The sequence below is a fragment of the Halomonas bluephagenesis genome (assembly GCF_054790765.1).
The window spans coordinates 1,609,144-1,635,671 of record NZ_CP133631.1 but is presented as its reverse complement, the minus strand read 5'-3'; the positions used below and the strand labels follow the sequence as shown (position 1 = coordinate 1,635,671).

Below are 26,528 nucleotides of genomic sequence, written 5' to 3'. Positions count from 1 at the left end.
AATTGTGTTTATAATCTGGTATAGACCAAAATGATAAATCATTCACAAGTGCCTTACCTTTTAACCCCAGGACCACTAACCACCTCCCACGCGACCAAAGCAGCCATGTTGCGTGACTGGGGCTCCTGGGATGACGACTTTAACCGTGTGACTGCGGACGTGCGTACGCAACTGCTTGCCATGGCTGAGGCGGCAAGCGACGAGTATGCCTGCGTACCCATGCAGGGCAGTGGCACCTTTGCTGTTGAAAGTGCGCTGGCCTGCGCAACCGACCCCAACGGCAAGGTGTTGGTGTTAATGAACGGCGCTTACGGCAAGCGGGCTGCTCAACTGCTCGATATGATGGGCCGCCGTTATGTGACGCTGGACAAAGGTGATTACTTACCACCGCAACCCGACGAAGTGGCGGCACTGCTACAGCAAGATGCTGACATTACCGTCGTGTTTCTAGTTCACTGCGAAACCAGCTCCGGCATTTTGAACCCGCTAGAAGCCATCGCTGAGGTGGTACGCGCTCACGGAAAAACGCTGATCGTGGACGCCATGAGCTCGTTTGGAGGCATACCGATCAGTCTGACAAAAACGCCTATTGATGTGCTGATTTCATCAGCCAATAAGTGCATCGAAGGTGTACCGGGCTTTGGTTTTGTGATCATTCCCCAGACGCTACTTGCTGCTGGTAAGGGGCGTGCCCACTCGCTGAGCCTGGATCTGCACGCTCAGTGGGACTACATGGAACGCACTGGCCAGTGGCGCTTTACCCCGCCTACGCATACGGTGGTGGCCTTCCAAGCGGCGCTTGCCCAGCACCGGGAAGAGGGCGGCGTGCCGGGGCGCTGCGCACGTTATACCCACAATCGTGATGTGCTGGTAAGAGGCATGCGGGCGTTAGGCTTCAGCACGCTTTTAGAAGATGAATGGTTATCGCCGATCATCACTACCTTTTTGAGCCCTACCGACCCTGCGTTTGAATTTAAGACCTTCTACGCAGCGCTGAAAGCGCGTGGCTTTTTGATCTACCCGGGCAAGTTAACCGACGTTGAAAGTTTTCGCATCGGCTGGATTGGCCAATTGGATGCGGCGGTGATTGAGCAGTTACTCAGCGTTATTCAAGACGCCCTAACGAATATGGGTGTTTCTCTCTTCACTGAATCAAGGAGTGCCTGATGCACTATCAATCTCCTCAATGCCTACAGGCGGTGATTTGTGACTGGGCGGGCACGCTGGTCGATTTTGGCTCCTTCGCACCGACGCAGATATTTGTCGAAGCCTTTGCCGAACTGGGTGTGGCGATCAGCCTAGAAGAAGCACGCGGCCCGATGGGCATGGGAAAATGGGATCATATCCGCACGCTGTGCAATCAGCCTGAGATAGCCGAGCGCTTTCTCCTGGCAGTTGGCCATCTGCCGACTGATGCTGATGTGACTGCGCTTTATGAACGCTTTATGCCGCTGCAGATTGCCAAAATTGCCGATCACTCGGCGGTGATTCCTGGGGCGCTTGATACGCTCACTTGGTTGCGAGGGCAGGGGCTGAAAATAGGTTCCTGCTCCGGCTATCCGGCCGTGGTGATGGAAAAGGTGGTGGCGCTAGCCGTCGATAACGGCCTGCAAGTGGATCATGTGGTGGCCACTGATGAGGTGCCCAATGGCCGACCGCACCCCGCCCAGGCGCTGGCCAATGTGATTGCCTTAGGCATTAGCGATGTTGCTGCCTGCATCAAAGTAGATGACACCACACCCGGCATTCTAGAAGGGCGCCGTGCTGGAATGTGGACGGTCGCACTCACCTGTTCAGGTAATGCTCTGGGGCTGAGTTATGATCAGTATCAAGCACTGAGCGATAGCGAACGCCGTGCAGCCCACGAGCGAGTAGCCGCTCAATTTGCCCCCTCAAAACCGCACTACAGCATTGCCACCATCGCCGAACTTCCAAGCGTTGTGGATGCCATTAATGCCCGATTACAGCGAGGAGAGCGGCCTTGAGCCCAGCCGCCTTAGCGTTAGTGCTGTTTTCGGTGTGTATGCATGCTGGGTGGAACGTGTTGGGTAAGCGTAATGCACCGTCGCTGGCTTTTTTTGCCTTGGCTTACGGGGCAGGCGGTGTGCTGTTGTTGCCGTTGGTGTGGCTTTGGCCATCGTTGGCGGCGCTACCCAACACATTCTGGGGATGGTTGGCGCTTTCTGGATTGTGCCAAATGCTCTATATGGGTGGCTTAGCCTGGGCTTATGCGCGTGGGGAGGTCAGCGTTCTTTATCCCATCGCACGGGCGCTGCCGGTGGTGCTTGTGCCGCTCGTATCCATTGCGCTGCTCGGTAACCGCGCGCTGGATGTGGGGGATGGCATTGGCATGGCCTTGGTGGTGGCGGGGGGGCTCTGCCTGCCGCTAAGCCACCCAGAGGCGCGTAGGCTAGCTACCTATTTAACCCCAGCCATGGGGTTTGCACTATGGGCAGGCGCCGGCACCGTGGGCTATTCGCTGATAGATAAGCAGGCATTGGCGTTGATGCAGATAGTAGGCCATAGCAGTCTAACCGCAGGCGCGGTGTTTATGGTGCTACAGGCATTGATGACGTTGACCTGGGCGATTCCGCTGCTGATGCTGCTACCCACGGAACGTCGCCGGTTGCCCGCCATCCGCCAGCAAGGGCTAGTGATGCTGGTCGTCACAGGGCTGATGATGACCTGCACTTATGGCCTGGTACTAATGGCCCTCGCACTAACCGACGAAGTGAGTTACGTCGTGGCGCTACGCCAGCTCTCCATTCCAGTCGGTGTATTAATGGGTGTGTTGTGGCTAAAAGAGCCCGCTTCTACGGCAAAAGCCGCTGGCACACTGATCATGTTGAGTGGGCTTCTGCTGGTAGCACTGTAAGCACGCACTAACCTACCGCTTGCCAAACTAAGTTGATTCCCACCAAGAACATGGCCAGAATCACAAGTCGGTAAAACAGTGCTTCGTTGACGCGGCTTTGCAGCCACAGCCCGTTGCGCACGCCGATCCAGGCTACCGGCACCAACAGTAGCGACGCCCAGGCGCTTGTTACGTTGACTTCGCCAAGCCACATATACGGGCCGAGCTTGATGACATTCACTACCGCATAAATGACCGTGCAGGTGGCTATAAAGGTCTCTTTAGAGAGTTTGCGTGGCATCAAGTAAATGTTCAGCGGTGGTGCGCCTGCATGGGCAATAAAGCTGGTAAACCCACAAACGCTGGCGGCAGGCAGCGCCCAGCGGGTGGAAATCGGCTTCTTCGCGACAGGCTTCAGCAACATATACACCGCAAACACAACGGAGATTACGCCTAGCACCAATCGCACGCCTTGATCACTTAAACTTCCAAACAGCAGTGTGCCAATCGTCACGCCAATGACTAACCCTGGCACAAACCGCCACACCTCGGCGTTTGCCTGCTTTCCCCACCATGCTTTTAGCGCAAATACATCCATGACTAGCAAGAGGGGCAGTAACAAGCCTGCTGCTTGGGTAGGGCTAATCGCCAGCGCCATCAGCGGTACCGAAAGCGTACCAAACCCGCCTGCAAAGCCGCCTTTTGAAACGCCGGTCAGGTAAACAGAAAATACGATCAACACCCACGCGATGACAGAGTAATCGGGGAGCATGTGGACCTCTATCAATAGGGGGAACGGGCAACATAAAAAAGACCCGCACAGGCGGGGCGCAATATCATAGCATTGGTTAAATGTTAGCGGGCGAAGTATTGCCCTGTTAAGCGTTCATTAACCACTCATGGTCGGGGTCGTTTTGAAATTTCCACACCCGCTTAGGCCCCGCCATGACATTTAAGTAGTAGAGCGAGTAGCCATGAGAGGCGCCCACAGGGTGGTAGCCTTTGGGAACCAACACACAGCAACCATTTTCCACCGCCATGGTTTCATCAAGGCTTCGGTCATCCGTGTAAACCCGCTGAAATGCGAACCCTTGTTCAGGGTTAATCCGGTGGTAGTAGGTCTCTTCCAGGTATGATTCGTGGGGTAAGTTATCCACATCGTGTTTATGTGGCGGGTAGCTAGACCAGTTACCCGCAGGTGTGAATACCTCAACCACTAGCAGGCTATCGGCGGGCTCGGTTTCCGGCAAAATATCGTGAACATGGCGGGTATTAGTGCCCTGGCCACGGGTGCTCTGCTTGATGTTGTCGGGGGAAATCAGCCTTGGGGCGTGATTGCCATGCCCAGGGGCAGCGCACACCGCTAGCTCTAAGTCCGTGGTCGCTTCCACCGCGTAGCTAACATGGTCAGGCAGATAAACCGCGTAGGGAGGGATCTGCTCAAAGATATCCATGCGTTTGCCGATGTCTTCAAAGCGGTGCTCGCCGCAGGTCACTGTGGCCTGCCCGGTGAGCAGCACCAAGCAGACTTCCTGGTTATCACTGCTGGCCTCCAGGCGCTGGCCCTTGGCGAGTTTATGCACCCGAAAGCCAACATGCGTCCAGCCAGCGGATTCTGGGGTAACGTCAATCACGGTGCCTTGGGCATCTGGGGCGGTGGGGCGTACCAGTAGTAAAGCCATATATCGCTCCTTCCTGATGGCTAGCTGCTCGGTTGGCAGCTAGTCGTTGTCGATATGAAAGGTCTACACAGACCCGTCTGCGTCTGTTTAGACCGAGGCGTCGAGCAGGATTTTGCGACCTTCACGTAATGAAAGCTCCGCTGCATCGGCTAAGCGCAACGCCTCTAGGCCATCTTGGGCACCTGCGAGTGGCGCACGCTTCTCTTGCCAGGCGGCGACAAAGTCGCCAATTTCAAGTTGGTAGGCTTGGGCGTAGCGCTCCAGGAAGAACCACTTGGGTTTGTCTTCCACTTGGCCTGCTTCACCAGTAAAACGCAGCCGGGTATCGCTCTCGTTCTGGGCTTGCAGCATGCCTTGGCTGCCAAAGGCTTCGATACGCTGATCGTAGCCGTAGCAGGCGCGCCGTGAGTTGCTGATTTGGCACAGCTTTCCACTGGCGGTGGTAAGGGTGACCATGGCGGTATCCACATCACCTGCTTCACCAATCGCTGGGTCAATGATGCTACTACCGACGGCAAAGACACTTTCAATAGGCTCATCAAGCAACCAGCGAGCCATATCAAGATCATGAATCATCATGTCGCGGAACAGACCGCCGGATTCAGCCACATACTCGGCAGGCGGGGGAGAGGGGGCGCGGCTAATAATCGTCAGCGTTTCAAGTGCGCCAATACGCCCTTCGGTAATCGCTTTTTTCAATGCTGCAAACTGAGGATCGTGGCGGCGGGTAAAGCCTAACGCGCAGGTCACCGGGTATTCGCTAAGTACCTGTAGGGCATCGCGCGTGCGCGCTAAGTCCAGGGCGATAGGTTTTTCGCACAGAACCGCCTTGCCTGCGCGGGCGGCACGCTCCAGATACTCCGCATGAGTAGGTGTGCTTGAAGCAATCAGTACGGCATCAATTTCATCATCTGCGAAGATTTCATCCACAGAGGCTGCTCGACTAGCGTACTGCGCGGCCAGGGCTTCTGCGGCAGGCTGATGAAAATCAGCCACGGCAACCAGCGTAACGTTGGGGTGTGAATAAATGGCCTGGGCATGCACCTTGCCGATGCGTCCAGCGCCGATAAGCGCGAGTTTCATAAGCACTCCTATTTTGTTGTTGCTGTTGGCTTGGTGTTTATGTCTTACGTTTTTTAGTTGAGGCTTTTTCCAGGGCTTTGTCCCGGGATTTGTCTTGTCGCACGCCTAGGGCAATTGCCAAGGCTTGGGTTAAGCAGAGCGATGCGGTCAAGCCGCGAAAGCTTTTTACTTCGGCTTCGTTAACCACGAAGGCAACATCCGCGAAACGCGCCAGTGGGCTAAGGCTTGAATCGGTAATCACCACAATGGGTAGACCGCGCTGATGGGCGTCTTCGCAGGCTTTTTGGCTCTCTTCGGCATAGGGAGAGAAGCTGATGGTCAGTAGAGCGTCGTGTTGGCTCATCGCGCGCAGTTGCTCGCCGTACATCCCCCCCAAACCACTGACCAGCAACGCAGGTTTATCCACATGCGCCAGGGCATAGGTCATGTAGCTGGCGACCATGAAGCTGCGCCGTGCGCCCATCACATGAATCGCATGGGCCTTTTCAAAAATATCCAGCGCCTTCTCTAGGCTCTCTGGATCAATACGGCTGGGTAGCTGCTCAAGCACGGCGCGGTTGGCGTCAGCGAACTCCCATAATAGTTGGGTGCTATCGGGTGTTTCTCCGGTGGCGCTGCGTACCGCACGAATTCGTTCGGTGTAGTTAGGCAACTCATCGACCAGACGGCTGCGAAACAGCTGCTGCATTTCGGAAAAGCCCTTAAAGCCCAAGCTATTGGCCAAGCGAATTAAGGTGGATGGCGTGACATCCGCCTGTTCGGCAATTTTGGCCACGGTCGCTAAAGCAACTTCCTGAGGGTGATCAAGCATAAAGCGCGCGGTTTGCTGTAAGCGTTTGCTCAGTGTGGCGTACTCGGCGGTGATCAGCGTTTCCAACTCACGATAGCTCTGTGGTGGTTGTGGCATACAAATTCCTTCGCGTTGGCCCATCTAGCACCCTTTTGCTTATGTACTAGTGGATATGCAGTACTGAGCAAAGTGACTCGTTGTTATGCAGTCTAGTTGATTGGAATAAATATTCCATTTATACCAAAGTATAGAATAAATAATTTGCTATAACTGACGTTTGGAATCTATATTTCATGACGCCAAGGCATCTAATGCCACTTCCCTACCAACAACGATAACGTTATGAGGAATTGTTTATGGCACGTCTATCTCAATGGCTTTTAGCCTCTGCCGCCACCACGGCATTAATGGCAGGTGTCGTACAAGCACAGGAATCAGAACAAGAAGAGAGCCGTTTCGTCATGGTGACCCATGGCGTTCCCTCTGATCCTTTCTGGTCGGTAGTGAAAAACGGCGCAGAAGCCGCCGCTGAAACCGTCGGGGCTAGCTTGGAGTATCGCGCGCCCTCCACCTTTGATATGGCCAAGATGCAGCAACTTGTAGAAGCAGCAGTGGCGTCTGGTCCTGATGGTTTGATTCTCTCTTTTACCGACGAAAATGCCCTGGGCGGCGCTGTGCAAAATGCTGTCGATAACGGCATACCCGTCATCACTATTAACTCCGGTGGCGACGTGGCAAGGGATTATGGTGCCCGGCTGCACATTGGGCAAAGTGAGTATGAAGCAGGTAAGCAGGCTGCTGAGCGCATGCAGGAGATGGGCGTCGAGAAAGGCGTCTGCGTTAACCATGAACAAGGCAATCAAGGACTTGACCAGCGCTGTGATGGTTTTGTCGACGGCTTCAATGGCAATGCTGAGCAGCTAGCGACCACCTACGACCCCACCAATATTCGCAATGCCATTGTCGCTTACCTCAACGAAAACAGCGATGTGCGTGGTGTGCTGACCTTGGGTGCATTGGCCGCTGATCCGATGATTCGGGCCATGCGTGAGCAGGGGGCAACCGATATGTTCACCCTTGGTACTTTTGATCTTTCACCCGGTATTTTGGAAGCCTTGGATGCGGGTGAGCTGGACTTCGCGATCGACCAACAGCAGTACATGCAGGGCTACTTACCTGTCATGTTCCTAGATCAGTTCGTCAAGAATGGTCTGCTGCCTGCAGGGGATGTTGCCACCGGCCCTGGATTTGTTACTCAAGAAAACGCTGCTCAGGTCATTGAGCTGAGTAGTCAGGGCATCCGCTGATAACTACCTAATCGGAAAAGGCTCGGCGGTGTCGAGCCTTAGGAGTCGATCGCTATGAATTCCACTGAAACGAAACCATCGGTTGCGCCAACAGCGGCTGATCAAGACGAGCGTATCCAGAGAGTCTCTTTCTGGAAGAAAGCGCTTAATCGCCCAGAGTTGGGGGCGCTGGCCGGTGCCGTGTTGGTGCTTGCCTTCTTTATCGCTGCCTCCAGCGGCACCGGGATGTTTACCCCAGCGGGTATTATTAATTTTCTTGAAGTCGCCGCTCAGCTCGGCATTATCGCCACGGCGGCTGCATTGCTGATGATCGGCGGAGAGTTTGATCTTTCGATTGGCTCGATGATTGGCTTGGCAGGCATTCTGATTGCCATCCCCGCTGTGGAGTATGGCTGGCCGCTATGGGCCGCAATTTTATTGGCGTTTGCCTGTGCGGGCCTAGTGGGCTGGATTAACGGTAATCTGGTCAATAAAACGGGCTTGCCGTCATTTATCGTTACCTTGGGCTTCCTGTTCATTCTGCGTGGCCTGGCTATTGGAACCAGTCGGTTGTTGACGGGACGTACTCAGGTGGGAGGAGTGCAGGATCATATCCCTGGAGATTGGTTTGCGGCGCTTTTCTCTGGAGAAGTCGCTACGGGCCTATTTAGCTGGATGGCAGCAAATGGCTGGATGGCGACCAACTTTGCGGGCAACCCCACGGTTACCGGTATTCCCGTCTCGATTGTCTGGTGGCTGGGCTTAACCGCTGTAGCGACTTGGGTGCTGCTGTGCACGCCTTACGGCAACTGGATCTTCGCTAGCGGTGGCGATGCCAATGCGGCGCGCAACTCAGGCGTTCCCGTCCATCGTGTCAAGATTTCACTGTTCATGTTCACCGCTTTCTCCGCCACCATCTTTGCCTGCATACAGGTGATGGATACCGGCTCGGCGGACACCATTCGTGGCCTGCTAAAAGAGCTGGAAGCCATCATTGCCGTTGTCATTGGCGGTGCTTTGCTGACCGGTGGCTATGGGTCTGCCATTGGTGCAGCGCTTGGGGCACTGATCTTTGGCATGGTGCAAATGGGCATCTTTTACACCGGCGTTAATACCGACTGGTTCCAGGTTTTCCTGGGCGTGATGTTGCTGGTGGCGGTGCTATTCAACAATTACATGCGCAAAAAGGCGATGGAGGCCAAATAACATGACCACACGTACGCCAATGATTGAAATGCGCAGTGTCAGCAAACACTTCGGCAGTGTTATCGCCTTAAGTGATATCTCAATGCAGGTCTACTCCGGTGAGGTTATGTGCCTGCTAGGGGATAACGGTGCTGGCAAGTCAACGTTGATTAAAACCCTTTCCGGTGTTCACCAGCCCACCCACGGCGAGATGCTACTGGATGGCAAGCCAGCTCGTTTCAAGTCTCCAGCTTATGCATTAGACGCTGGTATCGCGACAGTTTTCCAAGATCTGGCGATGGTGCCGTTGATGTCGATTACCCGTAACTTTTTTATGGGGCGCGAACCGACGGTGGGCTGGGGGCCTTTAAAGCGAATTGATTGGAAATATGCCGACCGGGTTGCCAAAGAGGAAATGGCTAAAATCGGTATTGATGTACGCGACCCAAGCCAGCCGGTGGGCACGCTTTCCGGTGGGGAGCGCCAGTGTGTGGCGATTGCTCGTGCCGTCTACTTTGGTGCCAAAGTGCTGATTCTGGATGAGCCCACGTCCGCGCTTGGGGTCAAGCAGGCTTCTGTTGTACTGCGCTACATCGCTAAAGCCCGCGCAGATGGCCTTGCAGTCATTTTTATTACCCACAATGTCCACCATGCTTACCCAGTGGCGGATGCGTTCACCCTATTGTCACGCGGCGGCAGTTTGGGCTCCTTCCGCAAAGAAGAAGTCAGCCGCGAAGAAGTGCTCAACATGATGGCGGGGGGCGCTGAGCTTGAAAGCCTGGATGCAGAGCTTGCTGAATTCCAGCGGGAGGATAAAGCCAAGAAGGCCAGCTTAGCCGACCAAGACACTCAGTCTGCCGATGCAAGCAGCACTGAACCCTCTTCACCGCGAACGGCGAACGGATATTAAGGAGCCATGATGAATAAACCTATCCCATCATCGCCGTTCACGCTGGCTGTCTGTGCTGAAATGGTCTTCTGCGATTTGCCGATACTGGAACGTGTTAAGCGTATTTCTGAACTGGGCTTTCAAGTCGAAATCTGGGACTGGACGAAGCACGACATTGATGCGCTGGCCAATAGCGGGGCGACGTTTTCGTCCATGACTGGCTATGTCACCGGCACACTGGCAGATGCCACCGGGGCAGATGAACTGCTTCGCACCGCCGCTGAGTCGGTTGAGGTAGCAAAGCGCCTTGGCATTCCGCGCCTTAACCTGCATGGCACCGGGCTAGATGGTAATGGGTTGCCCGTTCAGCCTTGCCAGCAGATGACGGGCGCTATGTGGCTCAAAGCCCGCGACACGCTCAATCGTCTGGCAGATCTTGGCGAGAAGAATGACGTCACCTTCGTGCTTGAAAACCTCAATACCGACGTTGATCACCCAGGTGTGCCGTTTGCTCGCTTGGAAGATGTTCTAGCACTGGTGGAGAGTGTTGATCGGCCCAGCTTGCGCATTATGTTGGACGTTTATCACGCCCAAATTGGCGAAGGTAATCTGATTGAATTGATTCGCCGCTGCGGGCCGTACATTGGTGAAGTGCAGGTAGCCGATGTGCCTGGGCGCTGCGAACCGGGGACTGGCGAGATTAACTACCCGGCCATTGCTCAAGCGCTGAACGACATAGGCTATCGCGGCACGGTGGGGGTAGAAGGTTGGGCCTCTGGCGATGACAGCCTCGCCCTTGATCGATTCCGTGCTGCTTTCTCATTTTAGGTAAGCCTCATCGATAGCCATCCAAGACGCTTTTATGCCCAGTGCCCTCTTTTGCCCGATACCACGAATTTGTGACGTGGGGAGACATTTATGCTGAATAACAATAGTCAACACCGACCGCTTGACCTGATTTGTCTTGGACGTGTGGCGGTCGACCTGTACGCCGAGCAGATTGGCAGCCGTTTAGAAGACGTGGCGAGCTTTGCCAAGTACCTAGGTGGCAGCTCGGGCAATATGGCTTACGGCACCGCTCGTTTAGGATTGAAGTCTGCCATGCTCTCGCGGGTCGGCGATGAACAAATGGGCAATTTTGTTCGCGAGGAATTAGCACGAGTGGGGGTGGATACCTCCGCGCTACAAACCGACCCCGAGCGCCACACCGGCTTGGTACTGCTGGCGTTAAAAGATCGCGAAAGCTTCCCGCTGCTATTTTACCGCCGCGACTGTGCCGATATGGCCATCGACGCCGACGCCATCGACCCTGAATTTATCGCCCGGGCCAAGGCGCTGGCGATTACCGGCACCCACCTTTCTACCGATACCACTCGCCGGGCGTGCCGCAAAGCGCTAGATGCTGCCGCCCATCATGGCGTGAAGCGAGTGCTAGACATCGACTACCGCCCCGTGCTGTGGGGGCTGACCAACCCCGGCGATGGTGAAACCCGCTTTATTGCGGATGCAACCGTCACCACCGACCTGCAGCGCTGGCTGGCGGATTTTGACCTGATTGTGGGCACCGAAGAGGAGTTTCATATTGCCGGTGGCAGCACTGACACCTTGACGGCACTGCGCGCAGTGCGTGAGGTTAGCCAGGCGACCCTAGTATGCAAGCTGGGCCCCATGGGCTGTGTAGTGTTTGAAGGCGCGATTCCTGAACACATTGAAGACGGCATTCTAGTCAAGGGCGTTCAGGTCGAGGTGCTCAATGTACTGGGCGCGGGCGATGCCTTTATGAGTGGGCTGCTACGTGGCTGGTTACGCAATGAATCCTGGCAAACCAGTGCCAGCTATGCCAATGCCTGTGGCGCGCTGGTGGTCTCCCGCCACGGCTGTGCCCCCGCCATGCCCACCGAAGACGAGTTATTTGATTACTTGGCGCGCCGGGATGAGGTACCCCGTCCGGATATCGATCAACGCCTAAACCATTTACACCGGGTCACTACCCGAGTGCCTGCGCAATGGCCCGAAGTGTTGGGTCTGGCGTTTGACCACCGTCGCCAGCTCACCGATATGGCCCCCGAAGAGCATGCCGACAGCGCGCGCCTGCCAGCACTCAAAAAACTCTTGGTCAGCGCCGCTGAAGAGGGCGCCAAGCTGGGAGGCATCTCCACTCCCGCAATCCTGGTTGATGACGTGCTGGGTCAAGACGCACTCAATCAAGCCAGTGGAAAAGGCTGGTGGATTGGTCGGCCGGTGGAGCTGCCAGGCTCACGCCCGCTGCGTTTCCAGCATGGCGATGACTTAGGTGCCTGCCTACGCAACTGGCCTAGAGAACAGATCATTAAATGCTTGGTGTTCTACCATCCTGACGATGAACTCTCACTGCGCCTAGAGCAGGAGGAGCGTCTGCGCCAGCTCTACCAGGCGGCCTGTACTTATGGGCTGGAGTTGCTGATAGAGATAATCCCTCCCGCTGATATGCAAAGCGATAACACGACGCTACCGCGCAGCCTTCAGCGACTCTACAACCTAGGCATTCGCCCAGACTGGTGGAAGCTACCCTCAATGACGGATGTTGCTTGGCAGGCGGGGGGCGAGACCATTGAGCGCGAGGATGCTTACTGCCGCGGGGGTGTACTGCTCGGGCTCGACGCCCCTATGGACGACATGAAACGCGGCTTTGAAGCAGCCGCCAATCATGCCTGCTGTAAGGGTTTCACCGTTGGCCGCACGCTATTTGCTAGTGCGAGTCGTGATTGGCTGGCTGGGCGTATCGACGACGCTAGCTTGGTAGCGCGAGTCGCCCAAAACTATGCCGAATTGATAAAGACGTGGCGGCAATTAAGGCAGGCGCAGCCGCAAACGCTGGCCCACACCGAGGAGGCGTAAGATGAGCACCATTCGACTCACCATGGCTCAAGCGCTGGTTAAGTACCTTGCCGCCCAGCGTATCGACATCAACGGACAAGAAGTGGCGCTTTTTGAGGGGGTATTTGCGATTTTTGGTCATGGCAACGTGGCAGGGTTAGGCGAAGCGCTTTATCACGTGCAAGACGAATTGCCGACCTTTCGTGCCCATAACGAACAGTCCATGGCCCACGCGGCGATCGCCTTTGCCAAGGCCAATGGCCGTCAGCGTCTAATGGCGGCGACCAGCTCCATCGGCCCAGGGGCGACCAATATGGTCACCGCTGCGGCGCTTGCTCATGCCAACCGGTTGCCGATCCTGCTGCTGCCGGGGGACACCTTTGCCACCCGCGAACCGGATCCGGTACTGCAACAAGTGGAACATTTCGGTGACCCGACGATTAGCGTCAACGACTGTTTTCGCCCGGTATCGCGCTACTTCGACCGCATTAACCGCCCCGAGCAGTTGCTGACTAGCCTGCCCCAGGCGATTGCCACCCTGCTTGACCCTGAGCACTGCGGCCCCGCGACCCTGGCGCTGCCCCAGGATGTGCAAACCTTTGCCTATGATTATCCGGAGGCATTTTTTGCCCCCAAAGTGCATCGCATTCGCCGCTCGCCGCCAGATGCTTTCGAACTTCGCCAAGCCATCGCCGCACTGCAACAGGCCAAGCGCCCGCTGATCATTGCCGGCGGCGGCGTGCATTACGCCGCTGCCTGCGATGCCCTGGCAGAGTTTGCTAAAGCGCGGGGCATCCCGGTAGCCGAAACCCAGGCCGGCAAAGGAGCGTTGGCCGATAGCCACCCTTGCGCAGTGGGTGCCATTGGGGTGACCGGCAGCGCAGCCGCCAACCAATTGGCGGAGCAGGCAGATGTCATTATGGCGGTGGGCACGCGTTTGCAGGACTTTACCACTGGCTCTCGGGCGCTGTTTGAAAACAACGATAAAACACTGATCGCCCTTAACGTTGGCCGTTTCGATAGCTTGAAGCATCAAGCATTGCCGCTTAGCTGCGATGCTTTGATCGGGCTGGGGCAACTCGACGCAGCGCTGGGCGAGTGGCGCGGTAGCGATGAATGGCGCGAACAAACCGGCACGCTCAAACGCGAATGGGCCGAAATAGTGCGCCGTGTAACCGCAGATCAAGGGCTAGCGCTGCCTACCGATGCTCAGGTGATCGGTGCGGTCAATCGTCAGGCAGGCAACGATACCACCGTGGTATGCGCCGCCGGTGGTTTGCCCGGCGAGCTGCATAAGCTCTGGCAATGCTCTGGCCCCGGCAGCTACCACGTGGAGTACGGCTTCTCCTGCATGGGCTATGAAATTGCCGGCGGGCTGGGCGTCAAGATGGCCAAGCCAGAGCGGGAAGTAGTAGTGATGGTCGGCGATGGCAGCTACCTGATGCACAACTCAGAGCTGGCGACCTCGGTGATGCTGGGCCACAGGCTGATTGTGGTGGTGTTAGATAACCGCGGCTATGGCTGCATCAACCGCTTGCAGCAGGCCACCGGCGGAGCAGGTTTCAACAACCTGCTGCAAGACTGCCGCACTGTCGAGGCGGGCGCACCGAAAACCGATTTTGCCGCCCACGCCAAAGCGTTGGGCTGTGAGTCTGAATCGGTGAGCGGTATTGCGGAACTGGAGCAGGCGCTGGTGCGCGCTCGCAGCGCCACCTCGACTTATGTGATTGCCCTGGATACTGACCCTTTACCCAGCACCCACGAAGGCGGCGCTTGGTGGGAAGTGGCCGTGCCCGAGGGTTCCGAGCGTGAAGCGGTCAATAAAGCCTATCAAGGGTACCGCGAAGCCAAGCAGCGCCAGGCCCGCTAATCGAATGCAGAACATCAGAGAGTCGGCGATAGGGTAAAGCGCCCTAACGCCAAAAATACTCAGACAAAAATGACAAGGAATACGCTATGCCGACGGTTACTTTAGGCATCAATCCGCTCACCTGGACCAACGATGACTTGCCCAGCCTGGGTGGCGCAACACCGCTGGAAACCTGTTTGAAAGAGGGTCGCGAGGCAGGTTTTAGTGGTTTTGAATTAGGTAACAAGTTCCCCCGTACACCTGACGCCTTGAATCAGGTGCTTAGCGCCCACGACTTGGCGCTTGTGTCGGGCTGGTACTCCGCGCAGCTGTTGGAACGCACACCTGAAGAAGAGATTGACGCCATTCAGGATCACATGAACCTGCTCAAGGAGTGTGGCGCGAAGGTGATGGTGCTTTGTGAAGTCACCCACTGTGTACACGGCGATCAGGAGCGCCCGCTCTCCCACCGCCCGCATCTTTCCGAGCAAGAGTGGCAGCGACTGCTGCATGGCCTGGAAGTGGTGGGCGACTACCTGAAATCCCAGGGCATTCAGCTGGTGTATCACCATCACCTGGGCACGGTGATCGAAAGCCAGGCCGACGTTGAGCGCTTAATGGATAACACCGGTGAAGGGGTGGGGTTGCTGCTCGACTTTGGTCATCTGCGCGGTGCCGGCGGTGACCCACTCGCCATCGCCAAACGCTACAGCCAGCGTATCCACCATGTGCACTGCAAAGACCTTCGCTTTCCAGTGCTGGACGCGGTACGCAACCGCGACAAAAGCTTTTTAAACGGCGTGTTAGATGGCCTGTTTACGGTGCCAGGGGATGGCAATGTGGATTTTTTGCCCGCCTTAACCCACCTGTGCGAACAGGGCTACCAGGGGTGGTTAGTGGTTGAAGCCGAACAAGACCCGGAAGTTGCCCATCCGCTGACTTACGCCCGCCTGAGTTACCGCAACCTACGCCAACTTGCCGAGCAGGCAGGCTTCGACGTTGCCAGCTAAACAGCACCGCTTTTAATCAGGAGCTTGTATGAAGACGCTATCCCACTATCTTAATGGTCAGCTCTCTGCCGGTCAGAGCCAGCGCACTTCGCCGGTTTATAACCCGGCCACCGGTGAGCAGAGCGCCCAGGTGGCGCTGGCCACCGCTGATGAAACCCGCGAAGCGGTGCGCATCGCCGATGAGGCCTTTGTCGCCTGGTCAAAAACCTCGCCGCTGAAGCGTTCGCGTATCCTATTTAAATTTAAAGCGCTGGTTGAGGAGCACACCGATGAGCTGGCGCGCCTGATCTCCAGCGAACACGGCAAGGTGTTTTCAGACGCCAAAGGTGAAGTGACCCGGGGCCTGGAAGTGGTCGAGTTTGCCTGCGGCATTCCCCACCTGCAGAAGGGCGAGCACTCCATGAACGTCGGCACCGGCGTTGATAGCTATTCGATGATGCAGCCGCTGGGCGTGTGCGCCGGTATCTCGCCGTTCAACTTCCCCGCCATGGTGCCCATGTGGATGTTCCCCATTGCACTGGCCTGCGGCAACACCTTCGTCATGAAGCCTTCGGAAAAAGATCCCTCCACGCCGCTGCGCTTAGCCGAGCTGTTAAGCGAAGCGGGCCTGCCTGATGGCGTCTTTAACGTCGTCAATGGTGATAAAGAAGCGGTAGATGTGCTGCTCACCGATGAGCGTGTTCAGGCGGTCAGCTTTGTCGGCTCCACACCCATCGCCGAGTACATCTACGCTACCGCATCAGCCCATGGCAAGCGTGTTCAGGCCCTGGGCGGGGCTAAAAACCATATGGTGATCATGCCCGATGCGGATCTCGATCAAGCCGTGGGTGCCCTGATGGGCGCGGCCTATGGCTCGGCAGGCGAGCGCTGCATGGCGATTTCTGTGGCCGTGCCCGTAGGCGAAGATACCGCCAACCGTCTGCGTGAAAAGCTGGTGGCCGAACTGGATAAACTCACGGTCGGGCCAGGCCTGGTTGATGGCCCGGATAACGATATGGGGCCGCTGATCACCCGCGAGCATCTTGAGAAAGTGGCGGGCTATATCCAGGTCGGCGTGGATGAAGGCGCAGAGCTTGTGGTCGACGGTCGCCAGACAGCGGTTGACGGTGCAGGCGATGGTTACTTTATCGGCGCCAGCCTGTTTGACCATGTCACGCCCAGCATGCGTATTCACTCCGAGGAGATCTTTGGTCCGGTGCTGGCCATTGCTCGCGTGGCGAGCTTCGACGAAGCGGTCAGCATGATCAACGCTCATGAATACGGCAACGGCACGGCAATCTTTACCCGCGACGGCGATGCGGCGCGTCAGTACTGCGAGCAGATCCAGGTCGGTATGGTCGGCGTTAACGTACCTATCCCGGTACCCATGGCGTTCCACAGTTTTGGCGGTTGGAAGCGCTCGCTGTTTGGCCCGCTGCACATGCACGGCCCCGACGGTGTGCGTTTCTACACCCGTATGAAAACCATCACTCAACGCTGGCCCAGCGGCATTCGTGAAGAGACCAACCACTTCACCATGCCGACCATGTAAACAGCCTACGGGGCACGACACCATTTAACGCCGGGCCTAGCCCGGCGTTATTGTTTTAGAACAGGGATAACCACAATGAAAACCCTCAAGATTGGCCTAATCGGCACCGGCTTTATGGGCAAAGCTCACGCCATTGCCTTTAATGCGGCGTCCAGCGTTTTTGAACTGCCCGCCAAGCCCGTTTGCGAACTGCTTGCGGACGTTAACCTTGCCACTGCAGAGAGCCGGGCGCGGGCCTGGGGATTTGCCCGAGCCACCGACGATTGGCGCGCTTTGGTAGAAGATAGTGAGGTGGACGTGGTGGATATCTGCGCGCCCAACTTCCTGCATAAAGAGATGGCGCTGGCCGCCATTGCCGCTGGTAAGCATGTTTACGCCGAAAAACCGCTGGCGCTGAGCACGGCAGACGCTGACGAGATGGTCGCCGCGGCTGAAAAGGCGGGCGTCAAAACCCTGGTAGGCTTTAACTACATTCGCAATTCCGCCACCCAGTTGGCTCGTCAGATTGTTGCCAGCGGTGAAATTGGTGAGCTGATTCACTTTCGTGGACGGCACAATGAGGATTACCTGCTCGACCCGCACAAGCCCCATGACTGGCATACCAAGCGGGCGGCCGCTGGGGCCGGTGCGTTAGGTGATGTGGGGTCGCATATCCTCAATATGGCCGAATTTTTAACCGGGCAGCGCATTACCGAGGTATGCGGCCAACTGCAAATCGTCATACCCACTCGGCCTAAGGCCGATGGCAGCGGTATGGCTGCGGTAGAGAACGATGACCAGGCCCAGGCCATGCTGCGGTTTGACCAGGGGTTAATCGGTAATATCGAAACATCACGGGTGGCGGCTGGCCGCAAAATGGGCTTGGCCTACACGCTAACGGGCACCAAAGGCGCCATTGTGTTTGACCAGGAGCGCATGAGCGAGCTGCAGCTATATCGCCACGGCGACGCCCACGGCAGGCGCGGGTTCACTACGCTGTTAGCGGGCCCGGAACACCCCGACTATGCCGCGTTCAGCCCCGCGCCGGGGCACGGTCTGGGCTATAACGATCAGAAGATTATCGAGGTGCGCGACCTGGTGGAGGGCATCATCAACCACCGCCCCCTCTATCCTGACTTCCGCGAAGCCGCACGGGTGAATCGTTTGATTGATGCGATTGAGTCCTCAAATAAACAAGGTATGTGGGTAGCTGTATAAAATTACGCGGTTAAATCATTGAGCTATTTTCACGTGATTAGCTATTAAAGCAGGCCCACTGGCACTGAAACGGCAGGGTCAGCGTCAGTGGGTGCATTCTGATCACAAAATAATCACTGTCGCCAGCCCCAAGAACGACAGGAAACCGACCACATCAGTGACAGTGGTTAAAATGACGGCGCCTGATAATGCGGGATCTATTTGCAACCTTTTCAACACTAAGGGAATCAGCACACCCGATAAGTTCGCTAGGCTCATATTCACAAAGATGGCTAACGTAATCACCAGCGTAATCAGCGGGTCGCTGAACCACAGATAAGAAATACCGCCAACGACCAGCGACCACACTAAGCCGTTACTCATCCCCACCCACAGCTCTTTGTTATAGAGCCACTGTTTGTTATTACCGGCGAGCTGGCCGAGCGCTAAGCCGCGTATCACCACAGTGAGTGTTTGGCTGCCCGCAATCCCACCCATACTCGCGACTACCGGCATTAAGATGGCCAGCGCTACAATTTGATCCAGTACCTCCTCAAACTGCCCAATCACGAAGGCCGCTAAAAAAGCGGTGAGCAGGTTAATGCCCAGCCAAATTCCACGGCTCTTTGCGCTGCGGAGTATCGGAGTGAAGACTTCTTCTTCATCGCTGACGCCTGACATGTGTTTTAACGTCATATCAGCATCATCTTGGGTGATTTCTAATACATCAGCGGCGTTCAACTGACCCACTAATAGCCCGTCACTATCGCAAACGGGAACAAACGGCAGCTCTTTAGAGCGGAGTAGTGCGGCAGCCTCACTTACCTTCATCTGGTCATTTAGCGTGAAGGGGGTATCCATGTACTCATCAACGATGCTCTCCTGAGGCTGTTTGATGAGATCAATGAGCGTCAGCGTGCCCAGCAGTCGCTTATCCTTATCGGTAATCATGATCTGCTGTGACTCATCATCTAATAGGTGATGAATGCGGATATAGCGCTGTACAGCCTCCAGTGATACGCCCTGTTTTACATTGACCGTCTCTGGGTCCATGTAACGACCGACCACGTCATCTTCATAAGCATGAAGGTTCTCAACCTGGGCACGGATCTCCTGGTCTAGGCTGGCATAGACGGTCGTTTTGATCGCATCGTCGGCGACGTCGAGAACTTCAGCTACTTCCTGGGCGTCCAGGCCTTTAACGATTTGTTCTACATCGCTGGCTGAAAGATCTTCTATATAGTCGGCACGAATATCTTCATCGACTTCGGCAAGCACCTCGCCGAGCAGTGCTTCAGGAATGTACTCCCACAATCGGTCGCGAGTTTTGGTTGGGAAAGACTCAAGCGTGCGCGCAATCGACAAAATATCGAGTTCAGCAAACAGCTCGCTCAGGGCGGCGGTATCTTCCTCATCTAACCGTTTTTGAAGATAGAGCAGTTGCTCCTCTGAATGGGTGTATTTTTCCTCATCGCGCATAGAGTCCATCCTTTGGAAAATTAGTTTTTAACACAACTACTAGAAAGCACTTGATGGCTCATGATGAATCTTATCGATAGGCTGGGGTGAAAGCCATGTCGGTATTTAATGCCAGCATGGCTTTTGGCTTCACTGAAACGGTGGTTGGGTTAGCAATCAGTGCCGTGTCTCAAACGCAACGCGAACGCCGTAAGCCATGCGTTGTTGAGCCGAAACTGGCGGGGTGTCGTTGCCGATCATTTCGTCGACGGCGTCTGCCCAAGTGAGAACGCCGTGGGTAAAGCCAAGTGGCGCCAGTGCGCGGCTGACACATTGGGTACCGCTAAAGCGCTTGGTTTCACCTTGGGAATCGACCAGTAAACTAACCGAGTCATTGTGATGCAATCGCACGATATACCAGCCCATGTCGAGCCCAAGCAGCTCTACTTCAGGACGCGGCGCGGAGGTTTGTGAGCGTTGTAAAAGTTCTTCAAGGGTAAGACGCGCTGGGAGCGTTGAGGACATGGCATCACCTCACTAGACGATAAACTTATATACGTTTAAGTCTAAGGTTTGTGATGCTTTTGTACAGCTGTTTTGTACTGCTTCGTATGCCTCTCTATGAGGCTAGCCTGCTGTGATGCCCTGTTGATCAATGATCTAGCGCTAGCCAGGGGGTACCGTTCGTACGGTGTGATGTGGGGTGGCTCAGTGCAGTAATATCGGCATGATAGATAGCCGCTATGCGTTGCGGATCAAGTACCTCAGCGGGCGAGCCGTGAGCAATACGCTGACCTTGATGCACCAGCCACACTCGGTCGGCGTAGGTGCCAGCTAAGTTGAGGTCGTGAAGCACGCAGACAATCGCCATATGATGTCGTTCTGCCCAGGTGCGCAGTTGACGCATTAAGCGCTGCTGCTGACCGATATCCAGAGCGCTAGTGGGTTCATCCAGCAGTAAAAGTCCGCCATCTTTGGCGGTGGGTGCGCGTCGAGAGAGTAGCTGACAGGCACCCCGCGCAATCATTACCCGTTGGCGTTCGCCGCCAGAGAGCGAAAGCACGCTGCGTTTGGCAAGGTGCGTCAGGTCTAAATCATGCAGTAGCTCTGCAACAAGTGTGCTGCTTGGATTGCTGCCTAAACTCATCAGCTCACAGGTTTGCCAATCAAAGCCGAGTAACTCCTGTTGGGCCACTAGCGCCCGGCGATTGGCAAGCTCGCTGATTGGCCAATCACTCAGACGCTTTCCATCCAGGTGTAGCTCGCCTTGTTCACAAGGGCGAAACCCCGACAGCATGCTAAGTAAGGTGCTTTTGCCCGCGCCGTTAGGCCCAACAATAGCGAGCAGTTCTCCAGGGCGAAGGGTGCCGTCCAGCGGCGCGATAGAGGGCGTGGTGGTGAAACCAGCTTGATGTAGGGTTAGCATGCCCGATTCCGACGCATTAGGAGGTAAAGAAAGTAAGGGCCACCCAGTAAGCTGGTTAACAGCCCGACAGGAATTTCGGCAGGGGCACCTAGGGTGCGCGCCAGGGTATCGGCCACCACTAGCAGTAGTGCACCGCCTAACATAGAGGCGGGGAGCAGCAGGCGATGGCCAGGCCCGAGCCAAAGTCGTAGGCAGTGGGGGATGAGCAAGCCAAGAAAGCCAATTACGCCGGTCAGCGCGACGCACAGCCCTACGCCAAGCGAGGTAGCAACAACCACACGGCGTTTTAAGCGCGTTGCATCCAAGCCTGCCGCATGGGCGGTAGATTCGCCTAGCTGAAGTAGATCAAGCTCACGAGCGCTGCGTATTAACAGCCATAGGGCAACAGCAATAAGGACAAGGGCTAAGGCCGTGGTGCGCCACAGAGCGTTGGTAAGCGTGCCCATCCCCCAGAGACTTAGCTGGCGTAGCTGCTCATCGCTGGCAATAAACGCCAGTACGCCGCCCCCAGCGCCAGCTAAGGTGTTGATTGCCAAGCCTGCTAGCAGCAGCGACATCACGGCGGCACTGCCACCACCTTGGCGCTTGGCAATGCCAAATACCACTAAGCAAACGCTAAGTGCCCCTAGGAACCCAGCCGCAAACTGGCCATAGAGGCTAACGGCAGCGCTGCCCTGAAATAGCACAATCCAAAGTGCTACAAATAGCCCTGCACCACTGGCAAGGCCTAATAGCGTTGGGTCGGCCAATGGGTTTCTAAATAGCCCCTGCATGGCGGCACCACTGCCCGCCAGCATCGCCCCCACGGCAACCCCCAGAAGTAGGCGCGGTAGGCGTAGCTGCCACCACACTTGGACACTGAGCTCGTCCGCGCTGCCATTGATAAGTGCCCAGGGTGACACGCCTAGCGCGCCTGAAGCCGCACCCCAGCCCAGGGCAATTAATAGTGCCAGTGTCAGGCCACTCAACACACGTGTGGCTCGGTTAAGCGGGAGTGAGGGCCGATAACGATCATGGGAAGCGCTGGTAATCATCGGCTAGCCTGCTCTGTGCCAAGTAGCGCTTCAATGTTTTGGCGTAGGGTAAATAGCTGGTCAGGCGTGCGGGGGCCAAAGCCGAGTAGCGCCTGATCATCAATCACAATAAGCCGCTGTTCGCGCCCTGCGGGCGTTAAGCGCATCCCCGGTAACTGCCATAGCGCGCTTTCACCGCCCAACGCGTCTAACCCCCGCTGGGACATAATCACCAGCGCGGGTGCTTCTTTTGCCAGCGCCTCTGCCGCGACACTTTGATAGCCAGTCATATCGCCAAAGGCATTGTCGAGGCCAACGGCATCCAAGGCTATATGAGCGGCGGTATCGCTGCCGGCGACTCGCGGTGTTAGCCCACTATGGTGAAGAATAAACATCGCACGCGTATCAGGCAGCGGGGGAAGAGCCGCCAAGCGCTCAAGCGTTGCGGTGAGTGAGGCTGCCAACTCGTCACCCCTTTGTTGGCGTTGCGTGTGCTGAGCTACTGTGCGGACTTTCTCGGCAATCGAGGAAAGGTCAGCAGGGGCATCAATCACATCAACCGTTACACCCACGGCCTCTAGCTGTTCCAACACCTCTTTTGGGCCGGAATGTCCCGCTGCTAACACACGATCCGGCGCCACTGAGAGTACGCTTTCTGCCGACAGCTGGCGCAGATAGCCTACGGAAGGCAGTGCGGCCATTTCTGGCGGGTGGAACACCGTATCGTCGCGGGCAACGACCTCGATATCCGCGCCAAGCGCGGCGATAGTTTCAGCGATATCGCCGCCCAGAATGACCCAGCGTTCATTGGCTAGCGCCCCGCCAGTGGTTAACCAGCCAATCAGTAGCGCGGCAAACGACTGGCATGCGAAGCGTGTGACATTCATGCCACGGCCTCTTGGCTGCCGAGTTCATTCAGCAACTGCCGCCACTCGGGACGCTCCACGCGACCTTCCTGGCGCTCAGCGTAAATTTGCAGCACCAAAGACCCCTCTGCATCAAAGGCTTCTACACTGGTGACGCCACCGTCACGGTTAGGCTTGCTGCCCTGCCACACTTGCTCAATGGCGGTGTCATTAAGGTGCAGCGTGAACTGCTCGCCAAACAGGTTCAGCCATCCGCGGGCGCGCTGAGGTTCAGGTAGCGTGCCAGTGCGAATTTGTACACAGCCGGGGCTTGCCACGAACAGCATCAGTGGCAGTGCGCGCTGACTTGCTTTGGTTAACAGATTTTCCAGAGCATCGACGGGCAACGCGCGAGTATAACGGCCTTCCATTAGCTGGTTGGCTTCAATGCGCTCTAGATGGTGGCGCTGAAGCAAGGCGAAGAATTGGTGCACATCGCGCATTGATCCCCATTCGCTGGCTAGCATAGGTGCTTCCGGGAGGGCACGCTTTAAACGGGGTATGCACTGGGTAAACGCCGGGGCGTCCATGGTGCCTAGGGCGGCTAATGCGCCCCATGGGCGAGGCAGCGGATTTTCCAGCGCAAAGCTTTTGTGAATGGCACAGCCATGCTGGTTAAAAACTTGCAGACTCCAACGCCACTTGCCTTGTTCATTCTCTGTTGGCAGGGAGTCACGGACAGGGTCATGGATAGGGTCATGGATAGGGTCGCGGATCAGGCAGGCCCAGTGCCAATGGGAATACAGTAACCGTAAATCTAGGCCGCCTGGGTCAAGCAGCAAGCCGGTTTGCGGCCCGCCGTCCAGGTCAGGGTAATCACCGGTTTGCTCGAGCACGGCTAAACGAGAGCGGGTGAGCGCTTTGACTCGGCCTAACAGGGGGAGGCGAGCCGCAAGGTCTTTCGGCGCAAGGGGCAGCGTCCACACGTCACGGCCTAAGCGCGCTGCCTGAAGTTCGCCTTCACTGATTGATAAGCGCTCGGCAATATCAATCGCTGGCAGGCGATGCTGCGCTGCTCGAGCTGCGTCAAAGGCTTCAAGAATTGCGATCTGCTGAGACTCAATCATACGTCACCTCTAGACTTAACATTGCAGCGGGTTACCACTGCCAGTTGAGGGTGGCGAACAGGCTGCGCCCGTCGCCCAGGCTGCCATCAGGTCGATACCACACTTTGTCGCCGAGGTTGGCGAGGCGCAGTGCGGTATCAATAGCGGGGGTGATTTGCCAGGCAAGGTGTATATCGTGCAGCCCATAGCCTGGCAGGCGTTCATCGTCGCCCTGTTTGTCGAACGCCTGAGCAAAACGGCCTTGCCAGCCGACCCGTACAGCGCTGTTATAAAGCGCGACGTCACTGCCCAGTGTCATTTCCAGGGGCGTTTGGCTACCCAGAGCCTCACCGCTGTCGCGATCCTTTCCAGATACCTCTGAAAGACCTACAAAGCTGGTCAGCAGCGGGAATGCGTTAGGTTGCCAAGTAAGTCGGGCGTCATAGCCCCATAGCTGAGCACGCTGCACGTTTACGGCTTGAGTTGTGCCCGCCATGATATCGACCTGAGTGTCGATGAAGTCGTCTGCACGGGTGTCGAAGTAGCTGGCGCGCACCTGCCAGTCGCCTTGGTGCCACACCACACCGCTTTCCCATGTGCGGCTGGTTTCGGGGGAAAGGCTAGGGTTGGGAATCCAGTAGTTGTCGGGCGTACAGAAAAATGGCCCTGCACAGAACCCAGCAAAGTGGCGCTCGTTAGCGTAAAGCTCGGAAAGGCTGGGCGCGCGGAAGGCTTCGGCGTAGCCTGAGAAAAGCATCAAGGAGTCGTCGGGTCGCCAGGCAAGGCGGAAGCGCGGCGACACTTGGTCGTGCACGCTGTCGGCATCGTTTTGACCGCTGGCGTCATAGCGGTCGTAGCGAGCGCCTATGCCAACGTCAAACTGCCCCGCGCCGCCTTCAGCCAAGTAGCTACCGGCAGTGAGGGTCGTGTCTAAATATGCCGCTTGGGTATCAATATCTGCCTTGGGGAAACCATTCGCTTCACCATCAGGCCGCTGACGGGCCTGTTCTAGCTCGGCACCAAACACCAGCGTTTGTGAAAGCCAGCCGTGATCGATGCTGTGATAGCCGTCGCTCTGCAGGCCAACTCGTTCAAGGGTACGGCTAGCCTGTGGCTCGTCGATATCTTGTTGGCTAAAAGTGAGCTGTGAGGTGATTTCGGTGGCACCACTCGGTTGCCAGCGGTGGCCAAGCTGTACGTTATTGCTCTCAACATCACGGTCGCGTAATGGGTTGCTAGCGCTGGTTGATAGCTGCTGCGGATTAGCGGGTTGGGTGGCGCGCTCGTCATAGTGCTGCCAGCTAATAAACACCCGCTGTTCGTCATTTGGCATCCAGCCGCCTTTGAGCAGCAGGCTATTGAGGCTGGCATCTTCTACTGCTTCATCACCGCCCGCGCGACGAATATCGCCGGACTCGCTGCGGCCCACAGAAAATAGCCCATCCACTTGCCCATTAGCCGTGTCGCGGCGGCCAAACGCGGTCAGGCTGCCGCGTAGCTCGTTGTTAGCCGTCGCCCCACCTAGGGAAAGACGTGCCCCGCTATCTTCACCTGGGGCTAACAGGTCGCTGGCCTCGACACTGGTAAAGCTAACAACGCCGCCCATGGCGTTGCTACCGTACAGACTGGAAAGCGAGCCACGGGCAATCTGCACTTCTTGAATCAGCGCTGGGTCTAGAAAAAAGTTGCCCACATGTCCGGTGGAAATATCTTGGCGAACGCCATCCAGGCGCACCAGTACACCATTTCTCCCGAAGCCACGCATACTCAGCGTTTGGCCGTTACGGCGTCCTTGGCCAGCAACATGCAGGCCAGGCTGGCGGCTCAGCACGTCTTCAACGCGGCTCGCAGTGGCAAGCGTTGCGTCTTGGCGGTCAATGATGTCGATAATCAGCGGTGCGCGGGACAGATCCGTCGGTGCTCGGGTACCTGTTACCGTGACGGGATCTAAATCCGTGTCATTGGCGTAGGCGGGCAATAGAGGAAGTAAGGTAAGGCAAAGGCCTAACGTGTGAGTTGGTTTCATGGGCCAGACAGTTCCAGCAGAAAGTGATGGATAATGTTGCTGGCTGGGGGCGATGGGCTACCTGGCTGGCTAAAAATTTTAGTAGTAGGTAAGTGATTATTTTTAAAAGGCTTACGCTGTTAAGATCAGCTTGCCGCTTTTCGTGCGGCGCAGCACATAGCGTCGCTGTTCATGGTGAATAACCAACTGACCGTCTTGATCAAGCAGCGCCTGACTTGTCACCTCGCGAGATGCGCTAGGTGAGCCTTCTGGCGAAACATCTTTTTTCCTAGGCTGCATGAGAGGTTATGTCCTGTGGTAATGATAACTATTAGCATTAATTTAGCAGACTTCCCCCTCGCTCACAACCATCACTCTTAACCATCGTTCTCAACTAACGTGCAGACGCTTCGCTAAAGGTTTAATAGTCGGTGAAAGCTTGCTAATGAACGTTCATATAACAGTAGAGTGCTCGTCATTACCC

Annotated in this window: 24 protein-coding genes; 12 read left to right on the top strand and 12 right to left on the bottom strand. The window is 56.4% G+C overall.

Annotated features, from left to right (window positions below; all coding sequences use genetic code 11):
* Positions 1–30 precede the first annotated feature (30 nt).
* The 3 genes from REH51_RS07190 to REH51_RS07180 are packed head-to-tail and all read left to right on the top strand — an operon-like array spanning position 31 to position 2,875.
* Positions 31–1,167: a 2-aminoethylphosphonate--pyruvate transaminase gene (locus REH51_RS07190; RefSeq protein ID WP_498937367.1), complete on the top strand. Its 1,137-nt coding sequence runs from the start codon at positions 31–33 to the stop codon at positions 1,165–1,167.
* On the top strand, positions 1,167–1,985 hold the full coding sequence (gene phnX / locus REH51_RS07185) for a phosphonoacetaldehyde hydrolase (protein WP_009722965.1): 819 nt from the start codon (positions 1,167–1,169) through the stop codon (positions 1,983–1,985). The genes REH51_RS07190 and phnX overlap by 1 nt, the downstream gene beginning before the upstream one ends.
* Complete coding sequence (locus tag REH51_RS07180) at positions 1,982–2,875, top strand: EamA family transporter (protein WP_498937366.1); 894 nt, start codon at positions 1,982–1,984, stop codon at positions 2,873–2,875. The genes phnX and REH51_RS07180 overlap by 4 nt, the downstream gene beginning before the upstream one ends.
* 7 nt (positions 2,876–2,882) lie before the next feature.
* Here REH51_RS07180 and REH51_RS07175 read toward each other — a convergent pair whose 3' ends face one another.
* The 4 genes from REH51_RS07175 to REH51_RS07160 all read right to left on the bottom strand — a co-directional run bounded on the left by REH51_RS07175 (position 2,883) and on the right by REH51_RS07160 (position 6,526).
* Positions 2,883–3,626, bottom strand: a complete 744-nt coding sequence (locus REH51_RS07175; protein WP_009722963.1) for a sulfite exporter TauE/SafE family protein — start codon at positions 3,624–3,626, stop codon at positions 2,883–2,885.
* A gap of 106 nt (positions 3,627–3,732) precedes the next feature.
* Entirely contained in the window at positions 3,733–4,536 is an 804-nt protein-coding gene (gene iolB / locus REH51_RS07170; protein WP_498937364.1) for a 5-deoxy-glucuronate isomerase, read from the bottom strand.
* Positions 4,537–4,623: 87 nt separating this feature from the next.
* Positions 4,624–5,619: an inositol 2-dehydrogenase gene (gene iolG, locus REH51_RS07165; protein WP_498937362.1), complete on the bottom strand. Its 996-nt coding sequence runs from the start codon at positions 5,617–5,619 to the stop codon at positions 4,624–4,626.
* 37 nt (positions 5,620–5,656) lie between these two features.
* Positions 5,657–6,526 (bottom strand): MurR/RpiR family transcriptional regulator, encoded by an 870-nt coding sequence (locus REH51_RS07160; protein ID WP_146944415.1) that lies wholly within the window; start codon positions 6,524–6,526, stop codon positions 5,657–5,659.
* Positions 6,527–6,765: 239 nt separating this feature from the next.
* On the opposite strand from REH51_RS07160, the gene REH51_RS07155 reads away from it, so the two are divergent.
* The 9 genes from REH51_RS07155 (at position 6,766) to REH51_RS07115 (ending at position 18,212) form a co-directional block, all read left to right on the top strand.
* Entirely contained in the window at positions 6,766–7,716 is a 951-nt protein-coding gene (locus REH51_RS07155) for a sugar ABC transporter substrate-binding protein (protein ID WP_009722958.1), read from the top strand.
* 54 nt (positions 7,717–7,770) lie between these two features.
* Positions 7,771–8,901, top strand: coding sequence for an ABC transporter permease (locus REH51_RS07150; protein WP_009722957.1), 1,131 nt, complete (start codon positions 7,771–7,773; stop codon positions 8,899–8,901).
* Between the two features lies 1 nt (position 8,902).
* A complete protein-coding gene (locus REH51_RS07145) occupies positions 8,903–9,790 on the top strand; it encodes an ATP-binding cassette domain-containing protein (RefSeq protein ID WP_009722956.1) in 888 nt (295 codons plus the stop codon).
* Positions 9,791–9,799: 9 nt separating this feature from the next.
* Entirely contained in the window at positions 9,800–10,597 is a 798-nt protein-coding gene (locus tag REH51_RS07140; protein ID WP_498937360.1) for a TIM barrel protein, read from the top strand.
* Between the two features lie 90 nt (positions 10,598–10,687).
* On the top strand, positions 10,688–12,646 hold the full coding sequence (locus REH51_RS07135) for a bifunctional 5-dehydro-2-deoxygluconokinase/5-dehydro-2-deoxyphosphogluconate aldolase (RefSeq protein WP_498937358.1): 1,959 nt from the start codon (positions 10,688–10,690) through the stop codon (positions 12,644–12,646).
* A gap of 1 nt (position 12,647) precedes the next feature.
* On the top strand, positions 12,648–14,495 hold the full coding sequence (gene iolD / locus REH51_RS07130; protein WP_498937356.1) for a 3D-(3,5/4)-trihydroxycyclohexane-1,2-dione acylhydrolase (decyclizing): 1,848 nt from the start codon (positions 12,648–12,650) through the stop codon (positions 14,493–14,495).
* Between the two features lie 86 nt (positions 14,496–14,581).
* The gene (gene iolE / locus REH51_RS07125) at positions 14,582–15,484 is read left to right on the top strand and encodes a myo-inosose-2 dehydratase (RefSeq protein ID WP_009722952.1); all 903 of its coding nucleotides are present in this window, start codon (positions 14,582–14,584) and stop codon (positions 15,482–15,484) included.
* A gap of 28 nt (positions 15,485–15,512) precedes the next feature.
* On the top strand, positions 15,513–17,015 hold the full coding sequence (locus REH51_RS07120; RefSeq protein ID WP_498937355.1) for a CoA-acylating methylmalonate-semialdehyde dehydrogenase: 1,503 nt from the start codon (positions 15,513–15,515) through the stop codon (positions 17,013–17,015).
* 75 nt (positions 17,016–17,090) lie between these two features.
* Entirely contained in the window at positions 17,091–18,212 is a 1,122-nt protein-coding gene (locus REH51_RS07115) for a Gfo/Idh/MocA family protein (RefSeq protein ID WP_009722950.1), read from the top strand.
* 102 nt (positions 18,213–18,314) lie between these two features.
* Here REH51_RS07115 and mgtE read toward each other — a convergent pair whose 3' ends face one another.
* The 8 genes from mgtE to hemP all read right to left on the bottom strand — a co-directional run bounded on the left by mgtE (position 18,315) and on the right by hemP (position 26,344).
* Positions 18,315–19,670 carry a magnesium transporter gene (gene mgtE, locus REH51_RS07110; RefSeq protein WP_009722949.1) on the bottom strand — a complete coding sequence of 452 codons (1,356 nt, stop codon included), beginning with the start codon at positions 19,668–19,670 and terminating at the stop codon, positions 18,315–18,317.
* A gap of 156 nt (positions 19,671–19,826) precedes the next feature.
* Positions 19,827–20,174, bottom strand: a complete 348-nt coding sequence (locus REH51_RS07105; protein WP_009722948.1) for a DUF6482 family protein — start codon at positions 20,172–20,174, stop codon at positions 19,827–19,829.
* 127 nt (positions 20,175–20,301) lie between these two features.
* Positions 20,302–21,075 (bottom strand): ATP-binding cassette domain-containing protein, encoded by a 774-nt coding sequence (locus REH51_RS07100; protein WP_498937353.1) that lies wholly within the window; start codon positions 21,073–21,075, stop codon positions 20,302–20,304.
* On the bottom strand, positions 21,069–22,109 hold the full coding sequence (locus REH51_RS07095) for a FecCD family ABC transporter permease (protein ID WP_498937351.1): 1,041 nt from the start codon (positions 22,107–22,109) through the stop codon (positions 21,069–21,071). The genes REH51_RS07100 and REH51_RS07095 overlap by 7 nt, the downstream gene beginning before the upstream one ends.
* On the bottom strand, positions 22,106–22,975 hold the full coding sequence (locus REH51_RS07090) for a heme/hemin ABC transporter substrate-binding protein (RefSeq protein WP_234668004.1): 870 nt from the start codon (positions 22,973–22,975) through the stop codon (positions 22,106–22,108). The genes REH51_RS07095 and REH51_RS07090 overlap by 4 nt, the downstream gene beginning before the upstream one ends.
* Positions 22,972–24,060 carry a ChuX/HutX family heme-like substrate-binding protein gene (locus REH51_RS07085; RefSeq protein WP_498937350.1) on the bottom strand — a complete coding sequence of 363 codons (1,089 nt, stop codon included), beginning with the start codon at positions 24,058–24,060 and terminating at the stop codon, positions 22,972–22,974. The genes REH51_RS07090 and REH51_RS07085 overlap by 4 nt, the downstream gene beginning before the upstream one ends.
* Before the next feature lie 31 nt (positions 24,061–24,091).
* Positions 24,092–26,065: a TonB-dependent receptor domain-containing protein gene (locus REH51_RS07080; protein ID WP_009722943.1), complete on the bottom strand. Its 1,974-nt coding sequence runs from the start codon at positions 26,063–26,065 to the stop codon at positions 24,092–24,094.
* A gap of 111 nt (positions 26,066–26,176) precedes the next feature.
* Positions 26,177–26,344 (bottom strand): hemin uptake protein HemP, encoded by a 168-nt coding sequence (gene hemP / locus REH51_RS07075; RefSeq protein WP_009722942.1) that lies wholly within the window; start codon positions 26,342–26,344, stop codon positions 26,177–26,179.
* Positions 26,345–26,528: the final 184 nt, after the last annotated feature.